This is a genomic window from Vibrio sp. LaRot3 (assembly GCF_027587025.1).
In the GTDB taxonomy this organism is placed as follows: Bacteria; Pseudomonadota; Gammaproteobacteria; order Enterobacterales; family Vibrionaceae; genus Vibrio.
The window spans coordinates 14,711-36,241 of record NZ_JAPPTI010000004.1 but is presented as its reverse complement, the minus strand read 5'-3'; the positions used below and the strand labels follow the sequence as shown (position 1 = coordinate 36,241).

Here is a 21,531-nt window from a genome sequence, read left to right as displayed (position 1 = left end):
TTACTCTCAATTTAAGCGGTTTCTTTGAGTTTAAATCGGTAAGTTTAGATTCTTGGTGGTGTTGGATAAGGGTTCTCAGATTTTATCTTTAGCTCTAACTCATCAATTCGGTCATCAAGAATTTGAGCCTCTTCATTTTTACCTTGTCGAACTTTTCTCGCATATTCAGTTTCAAGTGGATCTGTTAACTCTGAGTAAAGTGCCGCACGTTTAGCATCTACTAATGCGTAATCATGAATGTACTTGTTGCTCTCGTTTGTTACCCATTCCCCGTTGGTGCGTTCATCATACTCAGTTAACGGCTTATCAGGCGTAAAGCCCTCTTTGATCTTTCCAAGCTCAGAAACTACTTTCGATTTCGTGCAATCCGATTCATCATAGATCGTCGCGCCACGATGGTCCTCGATATATTCAGAAGCAATCGCTTTTCCGGATTCATCAAAAACCGCAATAACCGCAAAACCTTGCTTTGGAGGTAGGGGGGCAGATTGCAGAGCGTTTTTGGGAATATGGAACATGCCACCTCTGTACTCAGCTTCGCACATTGCAAGCACTTCTCGCGTGGTTTTGTTTATCGGCCAGTATTTTTTTAGGTTTCCTTTCATTATTACCTCTAAATAATAATCGCCATTGGACGGGCTATGTTTCGTACACGGCTTCTAGCAAAGTCAGCTGTTTTACTACCTTGTCCTGGGCCTGTCATGCCGGAGGTGTTAACTTCACTTACAGTGGAACCGTACCTTAGAGTTATTACTTCTTTTTGGTCGCTCGGTGCATCAAATTCAAAGCCCAGCACTCTAAGATGTTGCGAGTTGTTCATGTTCGGAATTGGGCCATTTTGTCCATCACCATCCCCCATGAATGCGGTTGAATTTTGCCAAGAGTTAATAGTTCGGCCTGGATCAGCGCTTCGTCCTTGATCTAAAACACGCAGGAACTCACCACGAATTTCACCCGTGTTAATAAAATCACCTTCGACTAAATGTGGGTAGCGACGAGCCAACCGCCAATATACAGCGATTGGTAAATCGACGTTAATCTCCATCACTGCAAACTCAGGCGCACTCGTATCAAGCCAGAAAAACGGCATGCCTTCGATGTTACTTACATAAGGCACCCAGTAGAAAGGCTTGTCTGAGTGTTGCCAGCCCAAATGCCGATTGTCGATATCAAGAGGATCTTTACCTGCTAACCACTCTTTATTTGAATACCATTGCCAATAGATGATTTCATTGGCCGTTTTCGTATAGCAAACCTCACCCGTCATATAGACGCGTTTTGGGTCATATTCTGTAAACTGAGAGATACCTTTGCATACAGCTCTGATGGCGACAATTAAGTGATCAAACTTAGCTTGGTCAAACTCAACACCACCTTCTGCCAGCAGATTCTGAAACTCCAAAATCTGCGCATTAAAGTAGTCCGCACCAGGAATACTTGGCTGACCGTTTTTGCCTGATTCAGTGAAAAAGCCAGGGTCGCCAAGTGGGTTCTTGGGCGTTGGTCTTTCTACTGTCTGAGTGCCGTTCTGAAGTGGATGCATTAAAGTCCCTCCGCATAGTGGAAATCGTAATATTTACCGCCCATTTTGTATTTGTTCAGTGTGCACTCTAATACACGTGCGTCACTGTTAATGAGTGGTGTCATAACGTTATCAAGGCAGGTCATGTGAACGTTGGGCATGTCGAACACGGTGACTTTTAACTTATGCCGCCAGCTATCAACCCAAATAGGGTGGGTGCAAGCGCGTAAGCAGTGATGCGGGAGAATGTGTTCAACTTTCACCTTGTAACCGAGTGTTGCGGCTAGCTGTTCGATTTGCCATGTGGCGAGACCGCCTTGCATCTTATCTTTGGTTTCCACCGCATGACGGCGGCTTTGAATATCACCGAGTTGCCCCTCACATTCGGGCAAGCCTAGATAAGCTTCATATTCGGGTAGAAGGATATTCGCTTGCGAGGGTGTCATTTCGATTTCAATCGCGTCACACTGGCTGTCAGTGTCGGCCAGTGCTTTAGCTAGCGCGCGTAGTAGCTTGGTGAGCTCTGCATCATTGCCTTTTGGCCATGCGAGACCTTGCGGCATCAATAACTGCAGAACCTCTAGCCATGCCTCGGTGTTTTGTGCAGTTAAGCGCCCCATACAGGTTCTCCAAAGGTAATAAGTTCATGCTCTTCACTGGTTATGTCGGCAGTCAGCGTGCAGTGGTAATCATCTATACCGTTGGTGCTACCGATGGCAGTACGCACATGAGAGAGTTTAATGGTGCTGTTTGGGTTGGATTTGTCGCGTTCAAGCGCGTTTAAGCTCTGTTTAACGGCTGCGCGAGTTTGGTCGTTATCAGGGGTGAGTGTAATATCGAGTTGAACGGTTTTTAAACGCAGTTTAAACATGACTAGTTCGATGCCACCTGGCGCGCCCACTTCAATGCCGGTGGCTGGGTCTTGATGACGATAGATGTACTGGCTTACCTCTTGTTGTTTGGCATCGGTCGGGATGATGTCGTCAAGGTTGTCACACACAAATGCAAGCCCCATGGTGCTCCCGCCTTGGTACATATCGTATGGCCATGCGCGGGTGACTTCTGGCACTTCAATTGCCCAAGCCTTGTAGTCATGTTCCGCACCACCCATTGGAGGGTTTTGTTTGCGAAAGTACAAACGACCCAACAGCTCGCCGATTGGCTCTCGATTTGCACCGCCATCCATGGTGAGAATGGCGGCTTTTGACTCCAGACCAGGAACAGGGTTAACCAGTGTCAGCTCCATCACTTCGCCGGTTAAATTTCCCTCGCGGCCAGTGGTTGTGCATTGCAGATCAAACGCTATCTCACCGTCACTGATAATATTCGCATTGGTCACGACGTAGCGAAGGCCATTGGCGTGTTGCAATAGAGAATCAACGGGTAGACGACTGTTGGGCTGGCCCTTAATAGTCGCCGTTCCTGCTGCTTTTTTCTCTAGCTTGCGCGGCACGCCTTCATAAGCTGCACGTTCGACAATGGTTTGTTCGTCAGACTTGCTGCTTGGCACGATTTGTTTACTCAACCAGTCGATGTGGTCATGGGTATCACGCTTCGCCGCTGCCGCACCAAAGGCCACGGCACGCTCGGTGCAAATTGGCGGTAAACTACTGAGTTCTAACTCGGTGGCAATGTCGTTTTCAAGCTGACGGGTGATTTCTTTTAAAGATTGCGATTGGTAAGCCATGACTTAAAAGACCTCATTTATAGTATTTTCCCAACGTAGCGCGGCTTCATAACTGAGCTCACTGTCGTCGGGCTTGGTGATAGATATCGCGAGCGAGATTTGATACGCACCGGTGCGTGTCGCAGTCACGATGTAACGCTTGGCGTAGCCATAGTTCACTAGCGGTTTTAATGCTTCCGTGGCGTATTCTTTAGCGAGACTTTTGGTTTCAGTGGTGATTTTTCTGCGCATCAGTAACCACAGGCGAGAGCCCCATTCAAAGTCGCTGTAGGTGTTACCAGGCCAGCCTTTGCGGTCAGTGGATTGATTTGGCAGCTCATCGCTTTCATTGGCGCGTGCATCGGTAAATAGCATCAAAATCACTAGGCTCGACAGGCCATCATCTTGCGCCAGTTGGCCTTCACTAAGGTCATATCGCGCCCCATATTGTGTCCAAATGACTTTAACCATTAGCTGCCTCCATTTGGCTTATGGGTGACTGAGCCTGTTTCATTGTGAGTATGCTGAGTGCTGCTTATGCCGCTGAACAATCCCTCTTTGCCTGTGACGGTTCCTGTCACATCTAAATCGCCCGTGAGCTTGGTTTTCGGGCTGTCGATGAAGCATTCCTCTTCAGCAATAATATTGACGCGCTTAACGCGAATATTAAGCTCGGTGCCAACGCCTTCCATCACGCCGTTCTCCGTGACTTTGAAGTAATGCCCCTCTAGGTGATACAGCGCCGAGTCGCCGCTTTTTAAGTCCTTCAACCGCACCTCTGGGTCTTCCACACAAATTGCTACTGGCGAGGAGGCACTGCCATTGAGTAGGGCAAGTAAGACATCACTGGATTTAGGCGGGACAGAAGTATGGCCATAGTTTTGCCAGCGCGGCACGTTGTCGAGTGTATCGCCTGTCACCACACGTACTTGCAAGAGCTGACGTTGCACCTCATCTCGCACTACCAAGGCTAGGCCGCGAGTGACCAACAATCGGAGTTTATTGGTAATACGCTGAATTGGGCTCACCAGAACATCCCCTTGTCTTGGCTTTGTGGCGTCTCGATAGGCACCTCTAGTGCCTTGGGGGGCATGACGGTTAATACCGTAATGCGGCCACTGTCGCCTTCTTCTAAATCAAAGCCCGCAATTAACAGCTCGTCATTGATGTCTTGAATCGGATCAATAACCTTGACTAACTCATTCATTGGCCACAATCTGCCATTGAATGCCTCTCCCATGCGCCAACCCGTTACCGTAATTTCACTGCTGTTTGATTTGGCTTCGGCATGTTTGATGTGCCATTGGCCGCGGCGGCTCGCGCCTGCGGCAGTGAAAGGCTCTTCAAGCATGACAATCAAAGGGCGGTAGCGAGGGACGGTGACATCCTTCTCCGTGACAGCTTGGTAACCCGTCTTGGCTAAGGTGAACTCGCCCGTGTCAGAGTCGCCTTTTACAGTGACATCGCTGTAGCGCTCTCGCATCGAGAAACGGCCACGTGCAGCGCGGATGTTTTTGCCAGTTTCCAAGGTGATGCCAAGCTTTTTGGTACTGGCGGTGGTGATGACTAAATTGCCATAAGCGTTACTGGTTAGCAGTACACCACGCTGACGGGCTAATCGGTCTAAAAATGCAAACACGGTTTCGCCATGCTCGATACGCACCACATCAAAAGCCGCACCAACATTGGCTTCTACCACCACATCAATGCCAAAAGGCTTACACACATCGTTAGCCAATTGGGTTAACGTGGCGTTATTCCATTGGCCCGTGCTGTGAATGAGAGAGCACTCCACAAGGTCAATGGTCTTGTCGTGACAAATCAACTCGTAGCGTACTTCTTTCGCGTCATAGCTAGGAATGAACTCTGAAATATAACCTGTGGCCACGCACTCATTGCCAATCTCAATCACAATAGGCTCACCCTTGGTCATGATGATTTTGCGCGCTTCATTCCACTCTTTGGTCACACTGAGGCGCACCTCTCCAACAACACTCTTAAGAGAGCGGCGTACGTTGACCTTTTTCCATCCCTCAACGGATTGATTACGTACTTTGGCCACCACGTTATCCATTCTTCACCACCTCAATCTCATAATGAACCGTGATAAATGATGGGCGTGATAGGCGATTGCGCTTAATGATTTGGTCTCGCTGCTCGGTGTCACCGGTTTGCTGATAGGCCAGTAGTGCAACGGGTATCAACCCTTGCGGTTTTACGGTGACCACGTCGGGTAACTGACGAATACGCTCAGCCATATCGATAAGCGCCGCCGCTCTAAGAGAACGTAGGGCACGCCAGCCGCCACGGTTGCCACTTTCAATCGCATCCTCGGCTAAATCGTTAAGCTGCTCATTGAGGACTTTAGACGCCTCACTGGCTTGTTCGCTGTCGTTAAATCCTCCTTCATTGCCAGTAATAGGCGCGGCAATAATCGCTTCGACCTTGCCAATGACGGCACTGGTTTCTAAGGTGCGGTAGGTGACTTTTTGCGTTTCTGCTGCAAGCTTGTCTGACTCATTCCATGTTGGATCATGAGCCTCGGCCATGCCTTTCCAGCGCTGAGCCATCTGGTCATACACATCCAAGCTCTGAGGCATCTCAGTAAATAAGTCCGTGACATCTTCAACAATGTTGGTCACTTCGCGCATTAGCTTGCCAGGGTAAGCCAGCAGGCTTGATACCGAATATTTGAGATGGTCTAAGCGGTCGACCCATTCGCCAATCTCACTGGGTAGTCCTGGTAAGTCCGCTACAAAGCTATCTAAATCATTCAGCGCGTTATCTATTGATTCGCCCAGCGTGAGCTCTTGCTCAGGCGTCAGTTCTTCGGTTTGTTCGTCGAAGTTCTCATGGTTAGCCGCTTTGGCTTGTTCGGCTTTTTCACTGGTATCGGCTTGGGTATCGGCTTTTTCAATGGTTAAGTCATTACCTGCAGCAAACACCTGAAAGCTGACTCGGGCGACGTAAAACTCCTCGTTATCGAAGTCATAATCCACTTCGCCAATTTGTACCTGCAAGATACCAAAGTAAGGGTGCACCAGTTCACCAGGGCCAGCGACATTGAGTGCGGCAATCAGAGCTGAAAATTGCTGCTCAGCATCAGGGCCAACAAACACCGCTCTAATCGTCTCGTTGTTGAGTACGCCGCCATTGTCTTCGGTAAAGCCGCCATCGCGTTTCGGGTATTCGTGGGCAATAGCACGGCGGCCTGTCTTGCCTTTTACCGTCGCAAGAGGAAAGGCAACACCACGAAAGGAGGCTTCAATACGCTCTAGTTCTTCAGCCATTAGTCCTCCATTGCTGCGCCAGGCAGACCACTTAAATCGATAGAAACATTTGGTTCACGACCATCATGAAAGGTTTTTACGCTGACATCGATGCGCCCATTCAGTGGCGAATAGTTGGATCCCGATTGCGGTTGTTGGTAGTCGCCCGTTAGATAACTACTTGGAGCAAAGGTTTTGGGATGATAGCGCTTAGGGTCTGCACCGAAGTACTTCACCATTTGTGCTTGTGCTTCCTTGCTACCAAATGCCGCTTTAACCTGAGTGGTAAACTTTTTATCTGCCTCGTGCACCCAGTCAGGCATCATACCCATTGCCATATCAGAGCCTTCGTAGGCTAATAAAGCCGGAAGAAAGAGTCGCCCAGCATTTTTAGCACCATTTAGCATTTTGTTGGTTTTAGTCGGCTTGCGAGTTGAAGGCGTCTTGCCTCCTGAAGTGAGGCTACCTCCAAGGCTTCCAGGCATATTGGTGACAAACACGGGCATGACGCCAAGGCCAAATCCCATGTCAGCACCACCTTGGCTTTTCGCTCCCTTTTTACCGAAGACCGATTTTAAGTCCTTAGCGATGCCAATCGCTTTGCGCGCGACAATCAAAGAACCAACGGTATAAGCAATGTATTTGCCAGTCTTAAGCCAGTTATCTACCGCTTGTTGATCTAAAGAGTTAATTGCATCCGCGAGCTCTCCGATTGGGCCAGATAATTCGTTTCTAGCTAAGCTGTCGAGTGCGGTAACAAGGCTTTGAAAGGCAGCTGCGGAGTCTGAAGCTACTGTTTGGGCGTCTTTTAAGGTTGCTGTGCCATCGCCACTAATTTCCATGAATTGATCAAAGCTCTTTACTTCTCCATCCTTTATGAAATCAGAACGGATGGCATTGATTACTTTTATTGATTCAGATTCAAAGCCAACCCAAGCTAAGAAATCACTAAGAGTTTTGCCTGCATTCTTAGCTGCTCGATCACCTTTCGTTAAAACGTCTGAAGCAATCTCATTCATTGGCCGCATTATCTCAATGCCTTCTTTCAATTTTTCAGGATCGAAGATGTCTATACCAACTTGATTGAGTTTTTTACGTTTAGGGGCACTTAGAACGGTATCGCGCAAAAATGCTTCAACAGCAGTCACCGCTTGAGCTTCAGTACCAGCAGACGCATTGACGACTTGCATGATCGCTCCGAGTTCCTGCACTCCTTCCATACCAGTGCGTCCTGTCGCTGCGTATGCTGAGAAAATTGCGTTACCATATTGAGCCATATGTTGAAGGGTAAATGCTCCTTGTTTACCTTGGAGGTTCAAAATATCGATCGCTTGAAGGATCTCATCCTCGCTCTCTAACCCCATCTTTTCTTTTAGGTTGGTAAATACAGAGCCTACCGATGCACCATCAGCTCCCGTGGCTTGGATAACCATGGAAATATTGCGTTTGTTGCTCATGGCGTAATCGAGATCTCCGATTTTTTCCATGATTACATTTACTGCAGATAGAGCTTGAGCTGGGTCAATATGAAATTCTCTGCTTGCCCCTTCAATATCATCGTAAAGGGTTTTGACATTTTCACGAGTAATACCAGCAGCTACGGCCAAACGTGATAACTGACGATCGAGTGTCATGATTCGATTACCAACCGCGCCACCTGCCACCGCTGCAACGAGACCGACATAGCGATTTTCAACGCTATCCAGACTACGGTTGACCAGCGTCATAGAGCCACGAATAGAGCGAGCCATTTTTGAGTTTGATTGTGCAAAGCTCTGCATCGCGCCAGAGTACCTTTTCGCCTTTTGAGCAAGGTTTCCGGATAGGTTAACAACAATTTCACTGTTTAAACGTTGGCTCATTTTTGACTCACTTGGATTTGGTAAACATGATCGTAAAGCCAATCAACCGGCTTAGAGCGGAAATAGCTAACGTCAGTGTGGTGACGGCCAGCTAAATTAAGAGCTATCCACTCAAGAGTTGCTGATTGACTTTTCCATTCGCCCCCGCTTTTCAGCCACCTGCGTCGCTTTATCCAATAACTCGGCACGTTGATTGATTGTTTCAAAATCATCGGGGTGGAACTTACGCAGTTGGAACATTTCTAATGGGCCATGAATTTCACCAACGGATGCAATTTGGCGGCGCAAAAGCTCAAGGCCCATGGTGACATCAGAGACAACAGTGATGGCTTTAGTGATTTCAGGGGAGTCTGGGTCAGGCGCAAAGATCACTTTTTCTGCGGCCACGCGAGCATCAATAACATCACCAGTCGTTAATGTGCGGAGTTTTACGTCATACTGCATTTCAGCATCGACACCTTTACCCAAAGGTAGGCCATGCTCAATTGTAAATTCGTCTGTAGCCATAATAGTTCTCTTATTTAAACAGGGTTTAAACGCCCATTACTGAGCGTTTAAAGCGGTTGGGGTTAGGCTTTCTTGGCTTTTTTACCAATCCATTTACCTGGGTCGGTTTCGCCACCTTCACTAATACCGATTGGGCTCTCCAGTGCTGAGCCCGTCATGATGTATTTCAAGCCGTTATCGCATTCGAAGGTGATAGTCGCATCACGGATATTGTTGATTTCAATGACATCGACGTCTTCATCAACCGCGAGAGGCGCTTCAACGTAGGGCGCAACGAATTTTTCTGTATGGCCGCGCACTTTGCCGCCACCCATTTTTGATTCTCGCTCATACCCACCAGGGAAGAACTTGGCGGTGCCAGTGGTCTTGAGTTCGGTGCCATTGCAACGAACGGTGGCTACTCCAAATAACATAATTGGTTCCTCATTTAATTAGTATGAGCGCCACTGAGTGGCACCCAAGGCATTACAGTTTAAAAGCAGCGTGAGTGGCCAAGATGCGCAGGCCGTTAATCACGTTCGGGTTGCAGTAGACTTCAAGGCGATTGGCATCATCTTTGTTACGGTAAACGTGAAGCGTAGATTTAAACCCTTCGTAGTCTTCCATGATCCCTTTCTCGACCATTTCAATATATTTGGCCAAGAAAACGTCATGCATGATGCTTGGCGTAACGATAGGCTGCCCTGGTTCTAGCTCGGCAAGAATGTCGTCACCACCGAGTTTGTGGTTTGGATAGTTCTGCTGAATGTGCGCTTTCATGGCGTAGCGGTAATAGCCCAGCGTGGCTGGGGTGGTGATATCGAGATAACTTGGATCAGGCGAACCAAAGCTATTGACTTGGTAAGTCGAGATTTCGCGCTCGATACAGACGTTGCCACCGGCATCAACAAAGTAAGTCGCCACACCATCAAACAGGTGCAGGTTACGCTCAGTCATGTCCCAACGGTCTTCTTTGCTTGGTGGTAATACACCAGGCAAGATAAGTGTTTGCAGTGGACGGGCTGGGTCAATGGCTAAGTTGTAGGCCGCGACACCGGCATAGCTAGCCGCGACTTGCCAAGGTGGCGTCGGCATTTTATTGGTGCCCATACAGGTCACTAAGAAGTCATTACGGGTTTCGCCCCACGTAGAAGTCTCAGCATGCGTACCACGAAAGGCGGTGTAAGCAATGGCCTCCATCATTTTAAGTGGGCCCCAACGCTCAATCAGCTCATCACGTAGGGTGTTTAGTGATTGCTGGTCATTCCATGGGCAAATAATATGGTTGATCCACTCGTCACCTAGAGCGGCAATGATCGCGGTCATATCTGGTGTGCCTTCACCACCCGCCATCACGCCACACTCGACTTTAACGCCTTTCGGTAGCGACTCACCCACGTAGTAATTAACGCGAATATCGATGTCGTTACCAAGCTTGCCTTTCTCTTTGGCGGTTAGCTCAACAATGTTGTCATTACCACTTTTAACGGTAGCGGTCACTCGTAGCTCACTGCCTGCCGTGCTGTTCAAATCGTTGATAGCCGCGACGGCTTTGCTGGTCATTGTGGCCGAGTCATCACCTTGGTCAATGCCCACTTGTACGCTACGACCATGAATCATTAAATAAAGCACGCCTGCGTTTTGTGCGCTGCCAGTGAACGTGTACGCATCGGCTTTAGCACCTGAGCCTGCGTTAAGCCCATCAATCCCCATAGCGACCAGCTCAGTGAAGCTATCGGCTTTACGCGTGGCGATGATGGTATCGGTCAGCATTGAATCACCAAAGTAGTCGTAGGCTTGCTCGTCAGCAGTGATGGGGATTTGCTGATAAGGACTTGCCAACACATTCGGTGCCGGTGCTTTATACTGACCCAGCACTAAAATCTTATGCATCATGACGGGCGTACCACTGACCGCCATTGAGTTATCAAAGGTCATGTAAAAGAGAGGTACGCGCAGAGCGGAAGGAATGGCAATGGCACTCATTATTTAGACTCCTTGCTTTTGATTGATGTCGCAGGTGGCTTGGGTAACTCTTTAAGCGCTACCACATCGTTGTCTTTTAAACGGCGCAGCCAGAACGCAGAGCGAACCACTTGCTCGCCATCTTTGGCTAAGGGCTTACCATCAGGCTTGCGTACTTTTAGCCCTTTGTTTGGTTTTAAAATGAGAGTGTTACTCATCGGTTGAGTCCTCTGGTTGAGAAGTGGCTTCATTGCTTACCGTACTGTCAGCACCAATAGGCAGTTCAATGTCACCTTCAATCTTTGGCGCGCCTTCAGCAATCGAACCACTGAAGAACGCGGTCTTGAAGTCATCGAGCTTACTTGCATCCACCGGCACATTGAGTCGGCATTCTTGTGACCATTCCACGGCAAACATCGATAATCCCGCATCATCAAACGGAGCCGTGGTGATGTTGTCCCATTGGCTTTGCGATACGGGTTTATGAGCAAGGCTGTTAATGGCTTGGCTAAAGCTTGGTTTGAGCACCTCGACACCCAAACGGCTCGCTATTAGTTCACCACGTTGGTCACGGTTGTCGCCATATTGGTTATTGACCATGACGAACGCTGCAAAGTGAACGTTACCCACGGTGTAGCCGGATTCGCGACGCACGTTCTTGACGCTATGCGCAATGACTCGGATAGCACCGGTGCCCGTGACATCAGCTTTAACATCGGCCACGGTGTCAAAGCGCTTGCCATGGCGAGCGACACTGGTGACTTTATGCACTTCGGTCTGTTTGCCTTGGAACGCTTTCGCCAGTGTTTTTGCGACGATATCCGCTATCACAATGGTGCTGTGACTGACATCGAGCTCGGCGCTTTGGGGTTTGGTGTAATGTTTACTCATAGGGTTATTCCAACAGCTCCTGGTTAAAGCGACCGATTAACGTCAGTAAGTCCTTGCGATTCTCACTAGAGAGTCCTAAGTATTGACGTTGTGGTGTGTTCATCTTGCGGGTGTGCGCCTTAATGCTTTGATAAACAGGGAACTTAAGCGCACGACCAAAGGCTTGCTCAATGCGGCGGTTATGCGCGGCTATCTTGACCGAGCCTTTAAAGCCGTCTTGGATAGCTCTGGCATAAGCGAGGGGAGAGCCGGTATGCACCGCATCATTGCCTTTAACGAATGACTGAATCGAATCATCTAGCTCACCACTTGCCATGAGTAATGACTGACTGCCTTGGCGGCTCTTGGCATAGCTTGAGCTCCACGCTTGCCACTTGCTTCCATCTGGGGCGCGTTTGGTTTCCCGAAAACGTTCGTGGGTTTGGCTTTCAACTTCTGCCCCTATCAGCCTAAGCAGCTTGCGCTTGTTGGCTGGGTCGGCCAGTCTGTCCATGCGCTGTACGATACTGCGCAGTTCGACATCCCCCGAAACCTGAACGCTAATTCCCATGGCAACCTCTAAAAGAATCGATTGAAGCTGTGACGCATTGATGGGCGTGACGCTTCAATCACTTCCACCTTACCACTGGTGGTCTCGGTCGGCTTTTGCGCTTCAGGTAGCCCTAAATCACGCTTGCCGCTACTGACTTCACGCAGGGTTTGTAAAGCGGCATCGTAGCGTTTTTGCAGCAGCTCGCTGACCGCGTTATCGCGATCGGCCAGCCAATAGAACGCCATCGAGATAGCTTGACGCTTGATGAGGCTCGGCACACTGTCAAGAGGCAAGGCATAACGCTTGAGAAATGAGTTGATTTCATCGGTCGCATCATGAATTGCTGTCTCAACTGCATCGACGTCGAGCTGATTGCTGTCATCGATGCTCGTCGCCAACGTCCAAACCAGAGACTCATCGCGTGCAAGCAAATCTTCAATCGTGGCGTAAGGCTGGCTCATGGCTATAGCTCCTCAACCTCAAGGCGTGGCTCACTCACCAAACGCTGATACTGCTCATAGGTCACACTGACTAGTTCAACACCATCCTCGGTTAAGAACGGAGCGTGCTCTTCATCGTCTTTTGGATGAACACCAAGCGTGGTGCCTTCATCACTAAAGAACAGGCCACAACGCCAGAACCCGCGCTTTTGAGTACTGCGAACACTGATTAACAATGGCTCGTTATCGCCTTGCCTAGCTGCTGTTAAAACGGTGTTTAAAGCATTTGTATTGGGGTGGTTTGTTGGTGGTAGCACTGCCTGGTAGTGACCTACGACTTGAGACTGCACATCACTCGGTTGCGATGGCGCAGCGGCAGTTTGAGTAGCCGTTTTGCTTTTTCCAATTGGAGCTTTTGCCTTGCGAGTTTGATGCGGTTTACGTGGCGACTTGGTATCATTTGGCATTCTCACTTCCTCGTTGAGTGGGGGGAGTTAACTGCACACCTACGAGTTAGCTTTGGGGTGTGCAGTTGAACTGACGGCATTATTTACTTAACGAACGCACTTACCAGTAGCTTCACATCGTTGTGGTAGATGTTGGTTTCACCGGACGCTTTCACCACGCGCTCAAGGATGTTTTTAGCGGCCGCTCGGTTGTTACGACCGACGACGAGCAACTTCGGCATCATGTCGAGCGGAGTACCGTTGTTCTTGGTGACGCCCATCATCTGCTTGATGGCTTTTTCGTAGTTCTCTTCGGTTAGTGCGGCTTTACTGCCAATTGCGGTTTGCCAGAAACCAAAACCGACATTGCAACGACCATCTGTACCTGCTGCCATTTCATTGTTGAACCAAGTGAACTCTTCATTTGGGTTCATGTTCTTAAACACAAATGGACGGCGGTTTTGGAAGATGATCGCTTTGAGCACCTTTGAGGTATCGAGCAAGAACCAAGGTTCGCCATTATCAGTGTCGGGGTTACCGATCACGTTGGAGTAAGTTGCCCCTGCCATTGGGTGATCAGTATCAAAGAAAGGCTGACCATCAAAGCAGAGTTCGGTGAAGCCTTTACACAGCAAACCAAATGACAGTTGGTCAGGGAAAATCGCGACCTCTTGGCCAAAGTTCTTAGCAAGAACGGAGTACATACCGATTTGGTCATCGTCTACATCGTCACGCTTAACTTTGATTGAGGTTTCCCAGGTTTTGTTTTCAATGGCATAGGCATGTTTACCCACGGTCGCTAATTGACGCTCTGCCACCCATTCTTTAATGCCTGGTATATCAGCAAGCCAGCCATAGTTATTGGCACTGGTACTGGATGGCACTTCAGTCGCAATTTCACGCCACTGTGGGTCGACAGCGTCTAAACCGTCGGTGTAGGCCGCGCTCATACCAGTAAAAAGCGCTTGAAGAATTTGAGCTTCATTCATAGGTGTTTCAATCCTGTTTAAATAAAAGGTAAACCGCAGGCTCTATAGAGCTTTTTGGTTAGCGTTTTTGGTGGCTAAGAACTTCTCTTGGCTCATGCCGAGCTTACGACACGTCGCGAGTTCGACTTCTGAAAGTTGTTCGGTTTTCGCTGGGTCTTTGGAGTGTGAAGGCTCGGTTGCCACTTTGGACTGAGCGCCGCCTAAGAACTTCTTAAATCCGGTTAAGCCCTCTTCAGTGCGGCAAGTGGCGAGATACATCTCTTTGTCGGCAGGTGCGACTTTACCGTCTGCAATTGCACCATCGACCAAAGATTCAATCTCTTGGGTGTGGAGTTCAGCCAGCTTATCTTCTGCACTTTGGGCACGGTTCAAAGCAAGCTGATAGGTTTCTTTCGGGACGTGCTTGTCTAAGTCGATTTGCTGAGCGCGGTTTAATGCCAATTGGTGGTCAGTGTTCATTTGGCCAACGGCCGCTACGGCATCGGCGACACTGGCTGTAGGCTCAAGACCTAATGCAGCAGCGAGTTCTGGTGATAGATTCATCGCGGTTTTATCCTTATGGTTGAGAGCAGGGAGTTGCTTTGGAAGATTGGGTTGATTGGTAAAGCCGACCGATTCAATGGAGTGAACCACGCCAGCAGAAGTAAAATGAAATGCCGGAGAGTAAAAGCGGTAGCTCTTTTTCTCGATGAGGCTTAGGCCATCGTCATTGAACTCGACGCGCCCCCAGACCTCGCCATTGCGAACCTGGTATTCGACAACCCAGCCATAGGCAGGCGCAGGCTCACCAATTGGGCCTTTGATGTGAGTGGAGTGCTCAATATCCCAAGGCGTGTTGTCAGGGTTGGAGTTGGCGACAACCAATTCAGGATTGCTGTTGTTCCAGCTGCGGCTATCGTCTCCAGTAAACTCACCTGCAGGGATAAGTAGTAACCAGCCATCTTCAAATTTTGGCAGTTGACGACATAGAGCAAGTTCGAGAGTGCGAGACATAAAAAAGGCATCCAATTAACGAGTAACTGGATGCCAGATTAAGAGTTTGAGTTTTTAGAACGGATTAACGTGGGTTAGCGAACGGTTGATCTATTCGGGGTTAACTTCAAATAGCCGTTCACTGTCTAGTTCGTGTTGTTTGACGAGGTTTTCCAAAAGCTCTTTATCAGGAATTGTTGGGAAAGTGTAGCACTCCAAGGTCTCCACGGAATCTACGACATATCGATTGTTTATTTTATTCGCGAAAAATCTAGCAATACAACCAATTAGGGTTGATCCTAGTCGTAAAAAAACTGGCGTAATAGAAAAGACACGTTCTGGACCATCTTTATCTTCTGGCTGTTCTTCCATTTCAAATCCTGGATCTCGATTATTAACAAGGTGGTCCAAAATTTTAATAAGAGAACGGGACTCAGTTAATTCACCTAAATAAAGAGTTGTTCCTTTGTCTAATTCGAACGTTTTAACCAGTACTTCTAGTGATGCGCGAAGTTCGCTGTAGTCTTCGGTATATTTTGTTGGAAGGGTGATTTCTCCCTCCCATGGCATCTCCAAAAGGTCAGAATGAATCTCAAAAATTGAATACTGCTCAGATTGTGATCTGCAGAATAGGCGTAGCCATTTTGTAGCTTCATCTAGGGTTACTATTTTATCGGCTGTAAAATATGTTTTTAACTTATTATTTTTGGGAGTGATATCGAACTCTAACGTAAATAGTTTGGTTCGGATAAAAAAGGTATTTGGCTTATTTATTAGAGCTGGATAGCTGAGTATTTCACCAGTAAATGATAGCGGCGGTGCGTATTTGCCTTTTTTAAAATCAATACGACATGCTCCTAGAACGTTTGTTTGTACATCCATTGTTAGAGTTCCACCATTGGATTCGTGAATGGTGAAAGAGGATTCTTCAATATTGAAGCGGTTATCTTTTGTAGAAAAATCTATTAGCTCTAATGAGCTCTCTTTGCCAAGAATGATATCTAAACAGTATTGCTCAATGTCATCAGCTTTAGCCGTGAATTTACCTACAATTCCCCCATCTTCATAACCAACCCGTTTAGTGGTTGCAATCTTTTCTTTTTGATAGTTTTCAATTCCATCTGGAATATAACTCGCGATCTTTTCTCTGAGCGCTTTACCTGATAGCTCGTTAATATGATGTTTTCGATAAGAGACACTTAGGGAATCTAGGTGGAGTGGTTTTTTACCCGAGTTCTCACGGATCTTTTTTAAAGTACGATAGATTAGTTGTTCATCGATGTGAACTAAATAAGCGTTATTAAGCTCATAAGGTTCAGCTTTAGAGAACTCGTAAAACAGAATAAATGCAGGGCTTGTGTAATCTATTAAGCGTTTTAAGGCAGACAGCTTTATATCCCATGCCCCTTTATTACCTTGCGTCGACTTGACTTGTACTTTGCACTCAATTGGCTTTGGACGAAGATCATCAGGTAATTTTGATTTAACATATGGAAATTCTACAAGAAAATCCCAGCCATGCTTATCATCATGCTCAGATGGTATTGACGTGATTTTGCCTGCACGACACCATTGGTCGAACGTACTTTCCCCTAAAGCTCCTACATCAAGAGAATCATCAAATTCTAAAACCATATAATTTTCCAATCACACCTTAATTCAAACGTAGCTCTCACAATATACACTGTTTAAACCCGTTTAAACGCCGTTTAAATCAAAACAAAGCCCTAGCTCACGACATCATCTAGGGCTTTCTAGTTTCAATTACCTTAGAATCGCTTACAGAGCGTTTTAGCTTTTTGTCTCAAATGGGGATCGATTGATGCCAGGGTTATAGTTCCATCCTGGGTCGATACCTTCTGGTACATCTTCCACTTCGCCCGTTCGTTTGTTAACCATTTTGCGTGTGTTTATCTTGGGGGCTGTGGTACTCACGGCAACTCGGTCATCGGTAAAGTGGCCTGTGGGTAAGCCGGTGTGCTCATCCACTTCAGCGATGCCAGCATTGATACCTGATTGTTTAAGCTTCTCTGCTTGAGCGTGACTCACTTGACGCACTCGGCATTTGCACCCCCAGCCATTTTGTGGGTAGTGAGTTTTCCAAAACTCATCATCAACGGGCAGTAGTAAGCCATTCCATTTAACGTGTTCGACGCGATGCTCAATACTTGGGCCTAACTCATAGAGCAAATAAGGGTGTGACTCCTTGGTACGTTCGATACGCTCCCATTGGCCAGCAGCACGCGCCGTTCTCATGTTGGTGCGATAGATGGTTTTCAGCCGATGATCACTGCCCAACTGCACCGGCTTACTCTCTTTGGTGTGAGGGTCATCCATGACCTGAACGCCCCACCATCCACGTTTTATTAGGTACGGTTTTAAGTAATCGCGGAACTGCTCGAATGTTTGACCGTCAGCCAATGCAATGGCTACTGCTTGTCTTACGTCTTCTAGAATGTCTTCTTGCATCAGCTTGGCCACGGTAAACACATGGTTGTGCTCTGCCTTCCAAACGTCTCGATAGTCAAAGCCTGGTTGAATCCCTTTACTATCAAGGTAGAGAAGTGCCTCTTCGGGGATAATCGTCTCATTCATCGCTGACATCTCCTAGCGCACGAGATTGCCAGCAAAGCTTGGTTAACTGCTCAATAAACGCACCATCATCCATTTGCTCTGCGATTCTTGGTAGCTGCTCCGCAAACGCCTCAAAGCTATCGACTTGCTCAGCGAGTTCTAAGATAGGGTTTAAGATCGGTGCGCTGACTTCCTGCCAATCGTCTAACGCTTCAAGGACGAATTCATTGATTTCGTCATCACTGACCAATTCATCTGCAGAGCGTTTCGCGTTCATAGCCAGTGTTAAACGGGGTTTAAACGGTGCGCTGCGATGATTTAACGCCAAGTCTTGTTCATGAGGTACTTGATGCTCAGGGTGCAAAAGTTCCGCCCCTTGCTCTGGGTCAGCGAGCCCCATTTTATCGCGAACGTCAGATGCCTGTACTTTTAGACCTCGGTCAATGAGTGGCGTTAGTGCCTCAACCCAAGCTTTTAGGTCTTCGGTCTCTTCGATGGTGAGCTTGATTTCTGGGTAACGTTCTTGAGGGCCAAAATTAAAATCAATAAAGCGTTTTACTAAGTCGCGATTGAGTGTGTTGGCCAGTTGGCGAGCATCCCAATTGATGATGTCTTTGCGTACTTCATTGTGCACGGTAGCTTGTGATTGACTAGAACCATCATCGGTAGTCATCGTTTGACCCAGTACCGCTTTAGAAATTTGTTGGTCAGCCCACTTGGCCATGTTTTCAAACAGAGTGTCGCCGCCATTGCCTTTCGCCGTGTCTATCATGTCGATTTGCATTGACTCAGGAATAGCCGCACCGGCGTCACTGGCGATCGACGCAATGGCATTGACTAGGGTGCGAATGTCATCTTCGCTGGCATTGCTGTGATATTTACCGATACGTACTGGCATGCCAAAGACTTCGGCAAACGCCCACCAATCTTTGACGGTGTAGCTTTTGAGCATGTACATCACCGCGACGACACGAGCTAAGCCATTACGGATCCAATGGCCAGACTTCATACGTGGCTTATGAATGATGTAGCCGTTGGGTTTGAGTGGCTCACCTTTTAAAGTCTCGTCGTCACTTTTCAATCGAACGGTGTGGAGATCATCCATATCAATTTGGATATGGACTGGGGAAACCCACTCATACTCTTTTGGTACCCAAGCATAGGGCTTGCTGTTGGTATCCCAGATTTGCTCAACTAGGCTAATGCCTTTACCAATTCCGTCGAGCAAATCCATCATCAACTCTGGCACTTCTGGATGGCGTAAAATTTCACGTATCGCATCGGCGTGGGCAATGTGCTGCTTATCATCACTTGCTGCTTCAACTACGGGTTCAATACTAGCGACGGCCAGCTTACGGGTTGAGAGAACGGCGCGGTAATGGGTGTCACGCTCTTCCATCTCTTCAGCTAATAAAAAGTAGTCTTCAGGCTGACCTTGTAGCGCGCTGCGTAATGTGGTGGCGAGCTTGGCTGGGGTCAGTCCTGACGCAATTGAACGCCACTCAAGCGGCTTGCGCACACTCATGACATGAGCTTTAGATTGATGTTGAGTAATTTGCTCGCGCTCTTCTTTGGTAAAGGGCTTATTGGTGTTCGGATTAATGATTGGGCTATTCATGGCGCATCCTACAACATACCACCACGTTCACCACGAAAACCGTGGGTAGTGCGAATATGCTTATGTTTTTGGTGTAAGTCTTCTTGTTGGTCTTGGCGTGTTAAGAAATTGGCTCTAGAGCCTTGTTCGGCTGGTTTGGCAATCGTGTGCAGCTCATAACGGCGGCATTCTTCTTTTGAAGCGATGTAACCTAAGAAGATGGCAATGGCCGAGTCACCGTGTCGGTTGTTACCATCGACCCCTTTAGTCCGGCTTTCATCAATGCTAGGCACACCACGGATAATCTGAATGGCTGAGAAATCATTGATCACATCCTCGTTCTTCGGTATCTGCAGCTCATCATCTTCGAACGCTGATTTAAAGCTCGGCATGTGCTCGCGGTAATAGGCTTGCGAGAGCATGACCTCTTCCACCTCGGCCCCGTATTTATATCGGGCTTGTTCTGCGAGATATTGACCATTGCCTCGAGCATCCAGCTTGATGCCGTCACGACGGGGCAGGCGGTCAGCAATATAATAGAGCACTTGTTCTTGCTGCTTAAACGGGACATTAGATAACTCCACTAAAAACGGGAAGGTGCGTTTGGTGTTGGTGTGCACGGTACATGGGGCGAACACGGTTAAATCGCCGTTACGGGCAAAGTCTTCCCCAAGTGTATGGCGCAAGTTTTGTGGCAGTGCATCGAGCAGCGGCTTAACATTCAGCTCTAGCCACTCATGCATTTCTAACTCACGCAGTCTTTCTGGCAAGCCGTTAAACACCGTTGTGCCGGTATAGGTGACCACTTGGTTTGGCAGAGCGGCAGCACGCTCTCGATATGAACGAGGGATGTAGACGCCAGAGCCCGCTTTAGGTACGCAGTAATACTCTTCCAGTGCGTCATCTTCGGTCTTGGTCGCTTTGAGCAATCCGGCTTTCCAAGCGTCTTCTTTCTCTTGCGTCCACTCTTGGCCGGAGACCTGACAGATACGTTTATACAATCCATCATGACAAGCATCATCTAAGGTAATGGTGTGAATGCTGTAGTCTTTCTTTCCTGCTCGGCTCTCTTGGATAAGCTCGTTGAAGTCGTTATCTGCACCATTGTGAGTGGAGATGAGTCTAACTTTACTGCCCCACATAGTAAGGGCGAGCGCGGCCTTAAGCACCTCTGCCAAGCGGTCATGGAAGGCTGCCTCATCAATGGTGACGTTACCCTGCATACCACGCAGGTTGGATGGGTTACTGGATAGTGCTTGAACCTTGAAGCCCGATGCAAAGTAAATGACGAAAGTGAGAATGTCCTTGTCTTCATCTTCGATGACTTCTTCACAGATTTCTCCTGCGGCTTTATCGAACGCTTTAGCCCACATGGCGACCGCATCGATAAACTCTCGCGCCATCTCCTTGTTAGACCCCACATAGAAGTGGTGACAGCCGCCATCGGCCTTCGTAAGGGAGGTCGTTAATGACGCATCACACGCTTCAGCCCAGGTAACACCTGTACGGCGTGATTTCTCGCCAATCTTGAGTTGGCTCTTATCTTCAATCCAATATTTCTGGTAAGGCAGTAAAACCTCATCAGGTGAGTATGCGTAATGAAGATGCGCCACTGTTTTTGCAATGGGTGAGCGCTCAAACGTAGATGAGATCATGTGCTTAGCCCCAATATAGAATCACGGATGACCTTCGCGCCTTCAGACGTCATGCCTTGTTGTTTCGCTTTGGTCTCCGCTTGGTCTGCGGCTTCTTCGAGCACCTGCTTACGAATTTGCTGCTCTAATTTCACGCTGCCAGTTTGCGCTTCTTGCAGGCGCTTAATACAAAGAGCCAAGTGGCCCAGCGTTTTCGGGTCGAGGGTTTTATTCTCTTCCAACGCTTTCATTTGGATGTCGAATACCTGAGATTTACCTATCTCAATTAATGAACGAGCAATATCGGTCTGGGGCATCTCGCCAAACTGCTGTACCCATTGCTTGGTCATTTCTTGCGCTTGTTGGTATTTTTCCATCCCTTTACGAAAGCTTTGAGCGTAGCGACTCATGGCATTACGCTTGATGTATTCAGGATCATCGGCAATGCCTTGTTCATCAATCTGTTTGTTGATGAGTGAGCGAATCTGCTCTTGAGTCATGTTTTTTTCACGCAGCAAGATATTGAGCTGAGTCTTGAAGTCGTCGGGGAGCTGGTCGATTTTACTCAAGCGATTTTTGGTATGGGGTTGACTCATAGGAATCGCTCCCTATGCCAAACAAAGACTTTACCAAAGCCCCGACGTGGACGAGGTGTAAGAGCAAGAGCTGGCATGATAAACGTAGAC

The 21,531-nt window shown here is 48.0% G+C and carries 24 protein-coding genes; all 24 read right to left on the bottom strand.

Annotation, left to right across the window (positions count from 1 at the left end):
- Positions 1 to 44 precede the first annotated feature (44 nt).
- The 24 genes from OH461_RS10745 to OH461_RS10630 all read right to left on the bottom strand — a co-directional run bounded on the left by OH461_RS10745 (position 45) and on the right by OH461_RS10630 (position 21,441).
- Positions 45 to 605 carry a hypothetical protein gene (locus OH461_RS10745; protein WP_270020621.1) on the bottom strand — a complete coding sequence of 187 codons (561 nt, stop codon included), beginning with the start codon at positions 603 to 605 and terminating at the stop codon, positions 45 to 47.
- Between the two features lie 8 nt (positions 606 to 613).
- Positions 614 to 1,543, bottom strand: coding sequence for a hypothetical protein (locus OH461_RS10740; RefSeq protein WP_270020620.1), 930 nt, complete (start codon positions 1,541 to 1,543; stop codon positions 614 to 616).
- Positions 1,543 to 2,142: a YmfQ family protein gene (locus OH461_RS10735; RefSeq protein WP_270020619.1), complete on the bottom strand. Its 600-nt coding sequence runs from the start codon at positions 2,140 to 2,142 to the stop codon at positions 1,543 to 1,545. Before OH461_RS10735 ends, OH461_RS10740 begins: the two co-directional genes overlap by 1 nt.
- The gene (locus OH461_RS10730; RefSeq protein WP_270020618.1) at positions 2,130 to 3,209 is read right to left on the bottom strand and encodes a baseplate J/gp47 family protein; all 1,080 of its coding nucleotides are present in this window, start codon (positions 3,207 to 3,209) and stop codon (positions 2,130 to 2,132) included. The genes OH461_RS10735 and OH461_RS10730 overlap by 13 nt, the downstream gene beginning before the upstream one ends.
- Before the next feature lie 3 nt (positions 3,210 to 3,212).
- Complete coding sequence (locus tag OH461_RS10725) at positions 3,213 to 3,659, bottom strand: phage GP46 family protein (protein WP_270020617.1); 447 nt, start codon at positions 3,657 to 3,659, stop codon at positions 3,213 to 3,215.
- Positions 3,659 to 4,216, bottom strand: a complete 558-nt coding sequence (locus tag OH461_RS10720) for a phage baseplate assembly protein V (RefSeq protein ID WP_270020616.1) — start codon at positions 4,214 to 4,216, stop codon at positions 3,659 to 3,661. The genes OH461_RS10725 and OH461_RS10720 overlap by 1 nt, the downstream gene beginning before the upstream one ends.
- On the bottom strand, positions 4,213 to 5,262 hold the full coding sequence (locus tag OH461_RS10715) for a phage baseplate assembly protein (RefSeq protein WP_270020615.1): 1,050 nt from the start codon (positions 5,260 to 5,262) through the stop codon (positions 4,213 to 4,215). Before OH461_RS10715 ends, OH461_RS10720 begins: the two co-directional genes overlap by 4 nt.
- Positions 5,255 to 6,478, bottom strand: coding sequence for a DNA circularization protein (locus OH461_RS10710; RefSeq protein WP_270020614.1), 1,224 nt, complete (start codon positions 6,476 to 6,478; stop codon positions 5,255 to 5,257). Before OH461_RS10710 ends, OH461_RS10715 begins: the two co-directional genes overlap by 8 nt.
- Positions 6,478 to 8,319: a hypothetical protein gene (locus OH461_RS10705; RefSeq protein ID WP_270020613.1), complete on the bottom strand. Its 1,842-nt coding sequence runs from the start codon at positions 8,317 to 8,319 to the stop codon at positions 6,478 to 6,480. Before OH461_RS10705 ends, OH461_RS10710 begins: the two co-directional genes overlap by 1 nt.
- Before the next feature lie 111 nt (positions 8,320 to 8,430).
- The gene (locus OH461_RS10700; RefSeq protein ID WP_270020612.1) at positions 8,431 to 8,826 is read right to left on the bottom strand and encodes a phage tail assembly protein; all 396 of its coding nucleotides are present in this window, start codon (positions 8,824 to 8,826) and stop codon (positions 8,431 to 8,433) included.
- Positions 8,827 to 8,888: 62 nt separating this feature from the next.
- Positions 8,889 to 9,239, bottom strand: coding sequence for a phage tail tube protein (locus tag OH461_RS10695; RefSeq protein WP_270020611.1), 351 nt, complete (start codon positions 9,237 to 9,239; stop codon positions 8,889 to 8,891).
- Positions 9,240 to 9,291: 52 nt separating this feature from the next.
- Positions 9,292 to 10,791 (bottom strand): phage tail sheath subtilisin-like domain-containing protein, encoded by a 1,500-nt coding sequence (locus OH461_RS10690; RefSeq protein ID WP_270020610.1) that lies wholly within the window; start codon positions 10,789 to 10,791, stop codon positions 9,292 to 9,294.
- Complete coding sequence (locus OH461_RS10685) at positions 10,791 to 10,988, bottom strand: DUF2635 domain-containing protein (RefSeq protein ID WP_270020609.1); 198 nt, start codon at positions 10,986 to 10,988, stop codon at positions 10,791 to 10,793. Before OH461_RS10685 ends, OH461_RS10690 begins: the two co-directional genes overlap by 1 nt.
- A complete protein-coding gene (locus OH461_RS10680) occupies positions 10,981 to 11,661 on the bottom strand; it encodes a hypothetical protein (RefSeq protein WP_270020608.1) in 681 nt (226 codons plus the stop codon). The genes OH461_RS10685 and OH461_RS10680 overlap by 8 nt, the downstream gene beginning before the upstream one ends.
- Positions 11,662 to 11,665: 4 nt before the next feature.
- Positions 11,666 to 12,211 (bottom strand): phage virion morphogenesis protein, encoded by a 546-nt coding sequence (locus OH461_RS10675; protein WP_270020607.1) that lies wholly within the window; start codon positions 12,209 to 12,211, stop codon positions 11,666 to 11,668.
- 8 nt (positions 12,212 to 12,219) lie between these two features.
- The gene (locus OH461_RS10670) at positions 12,220 to 12,654 is read right to left on the bottom strand and encodes a gp436 family protein (RefSeq protein WP_270020606.1); all 435 of its coding nucleotides are present in this window, start codon (positions 12,652 to 12,654) and stop codon (positions 12,220 to 12,222) included.
- Positions 12,655 to 12,656: 2 nt separating this feature from the next.
- A complete protein-coding gene (locus tag OH461_RS10665; protein ID WP_270020605.1) occupies positions 12,657 to 13,100 on the bottom strand; it encodes a hypothetical protein in 444 nt (147 codons plus the stop codon).
- Positions 13,101 to 13,183: 83 nt separating this feature from the next.
- Positions 13,184 to 14,068 carry a Mu-like prophage major head subunit gpT family protein gene (locus OH461_RS10660; RefSeq protein ID WP_270020604.1) on the bottom strand — a complete coding sequence of 295 codons (885 nt, stop codon included), beginning with the start codon at positions 14,066 to 14,068 and terminating at the stop codon, positions 13,184 to 13,186.
- A gap of 42 nt (positions 14,069 to 14,110) precedes the next feature.
- The gene (locus OH461_RS10655) at positions 14,111 to 15,061 is read right to left on the bottom strand and encodes a phage protease (protein WP_270020603.1); all 951 of its coding nucleotides are present in this window, start codon (positions 15,059 to 15,061) and stop codon (positions 14,111 to 14,113) included.
- Positions 15,062 to 15,151: 90 nt separating this feature from the next.
- A complete protein-coding gene (locus OH461_RS10650; protein WP_270020602.1) occupies positions 15,152 to 16,675 on the bottom strand; it encodes a hypothetical protein in 1,524 nt (507 codons plus the stop codon).
- 156 nt (positions 16,676 to 16,831) lie between these two features.
- Positions 16,832 to 17,635 carry a phage head morphogenesis protein gene (locus OH461_RS10645; RefSeq protein ID WP_270020601.1) on the bottom strand — a complete coding sequence of 268 codons (804 nt, stop codon included), beginning with the start codon at positions 17,633 to 17,635 and terminating at the stop codon, positions 16,832 to 16,834.
- Entirely contained in the window at positions 17,628 to 19,232 is a 1,605-nt protein-coding gene (locus OH461_RS10640) for a DUF935 domain-containing protein (protein WP_270020600.1), read from the bottom strand. The genes OH461_RS10645 and OH461_RS10640 overlap by 8 nt, the downstream gene beginning before the upstream one ends.
- Before the next feature lie 8 nt (positions 19,233 to 19,240).
- Positions 19,241 to 20,866, bottom strand: coding sequence for a terminase large subunit domain-containing protein (locus OH461_RS10635; RefSeq protein ID WP_270020599.1), 1,626 nt, complete (start codon positions 20,864 to 20,866; stop codon positions 19,241 to 19,243).
- Entirely contained in the window at positions 20,863 to 21,441 is a 579-nt protein-coding gene (locus OH461_RS10630; protein ID WP_270020598.1) for a DUF3486 family protein, read from the bottom strand. Before OH461_RS10630 ends, OH461_RS10635 begins: the two co-directional genes overlap by 4 nt.
- Positions 21,442 to 21,531 lie beyond the last annotated feature (90 nt).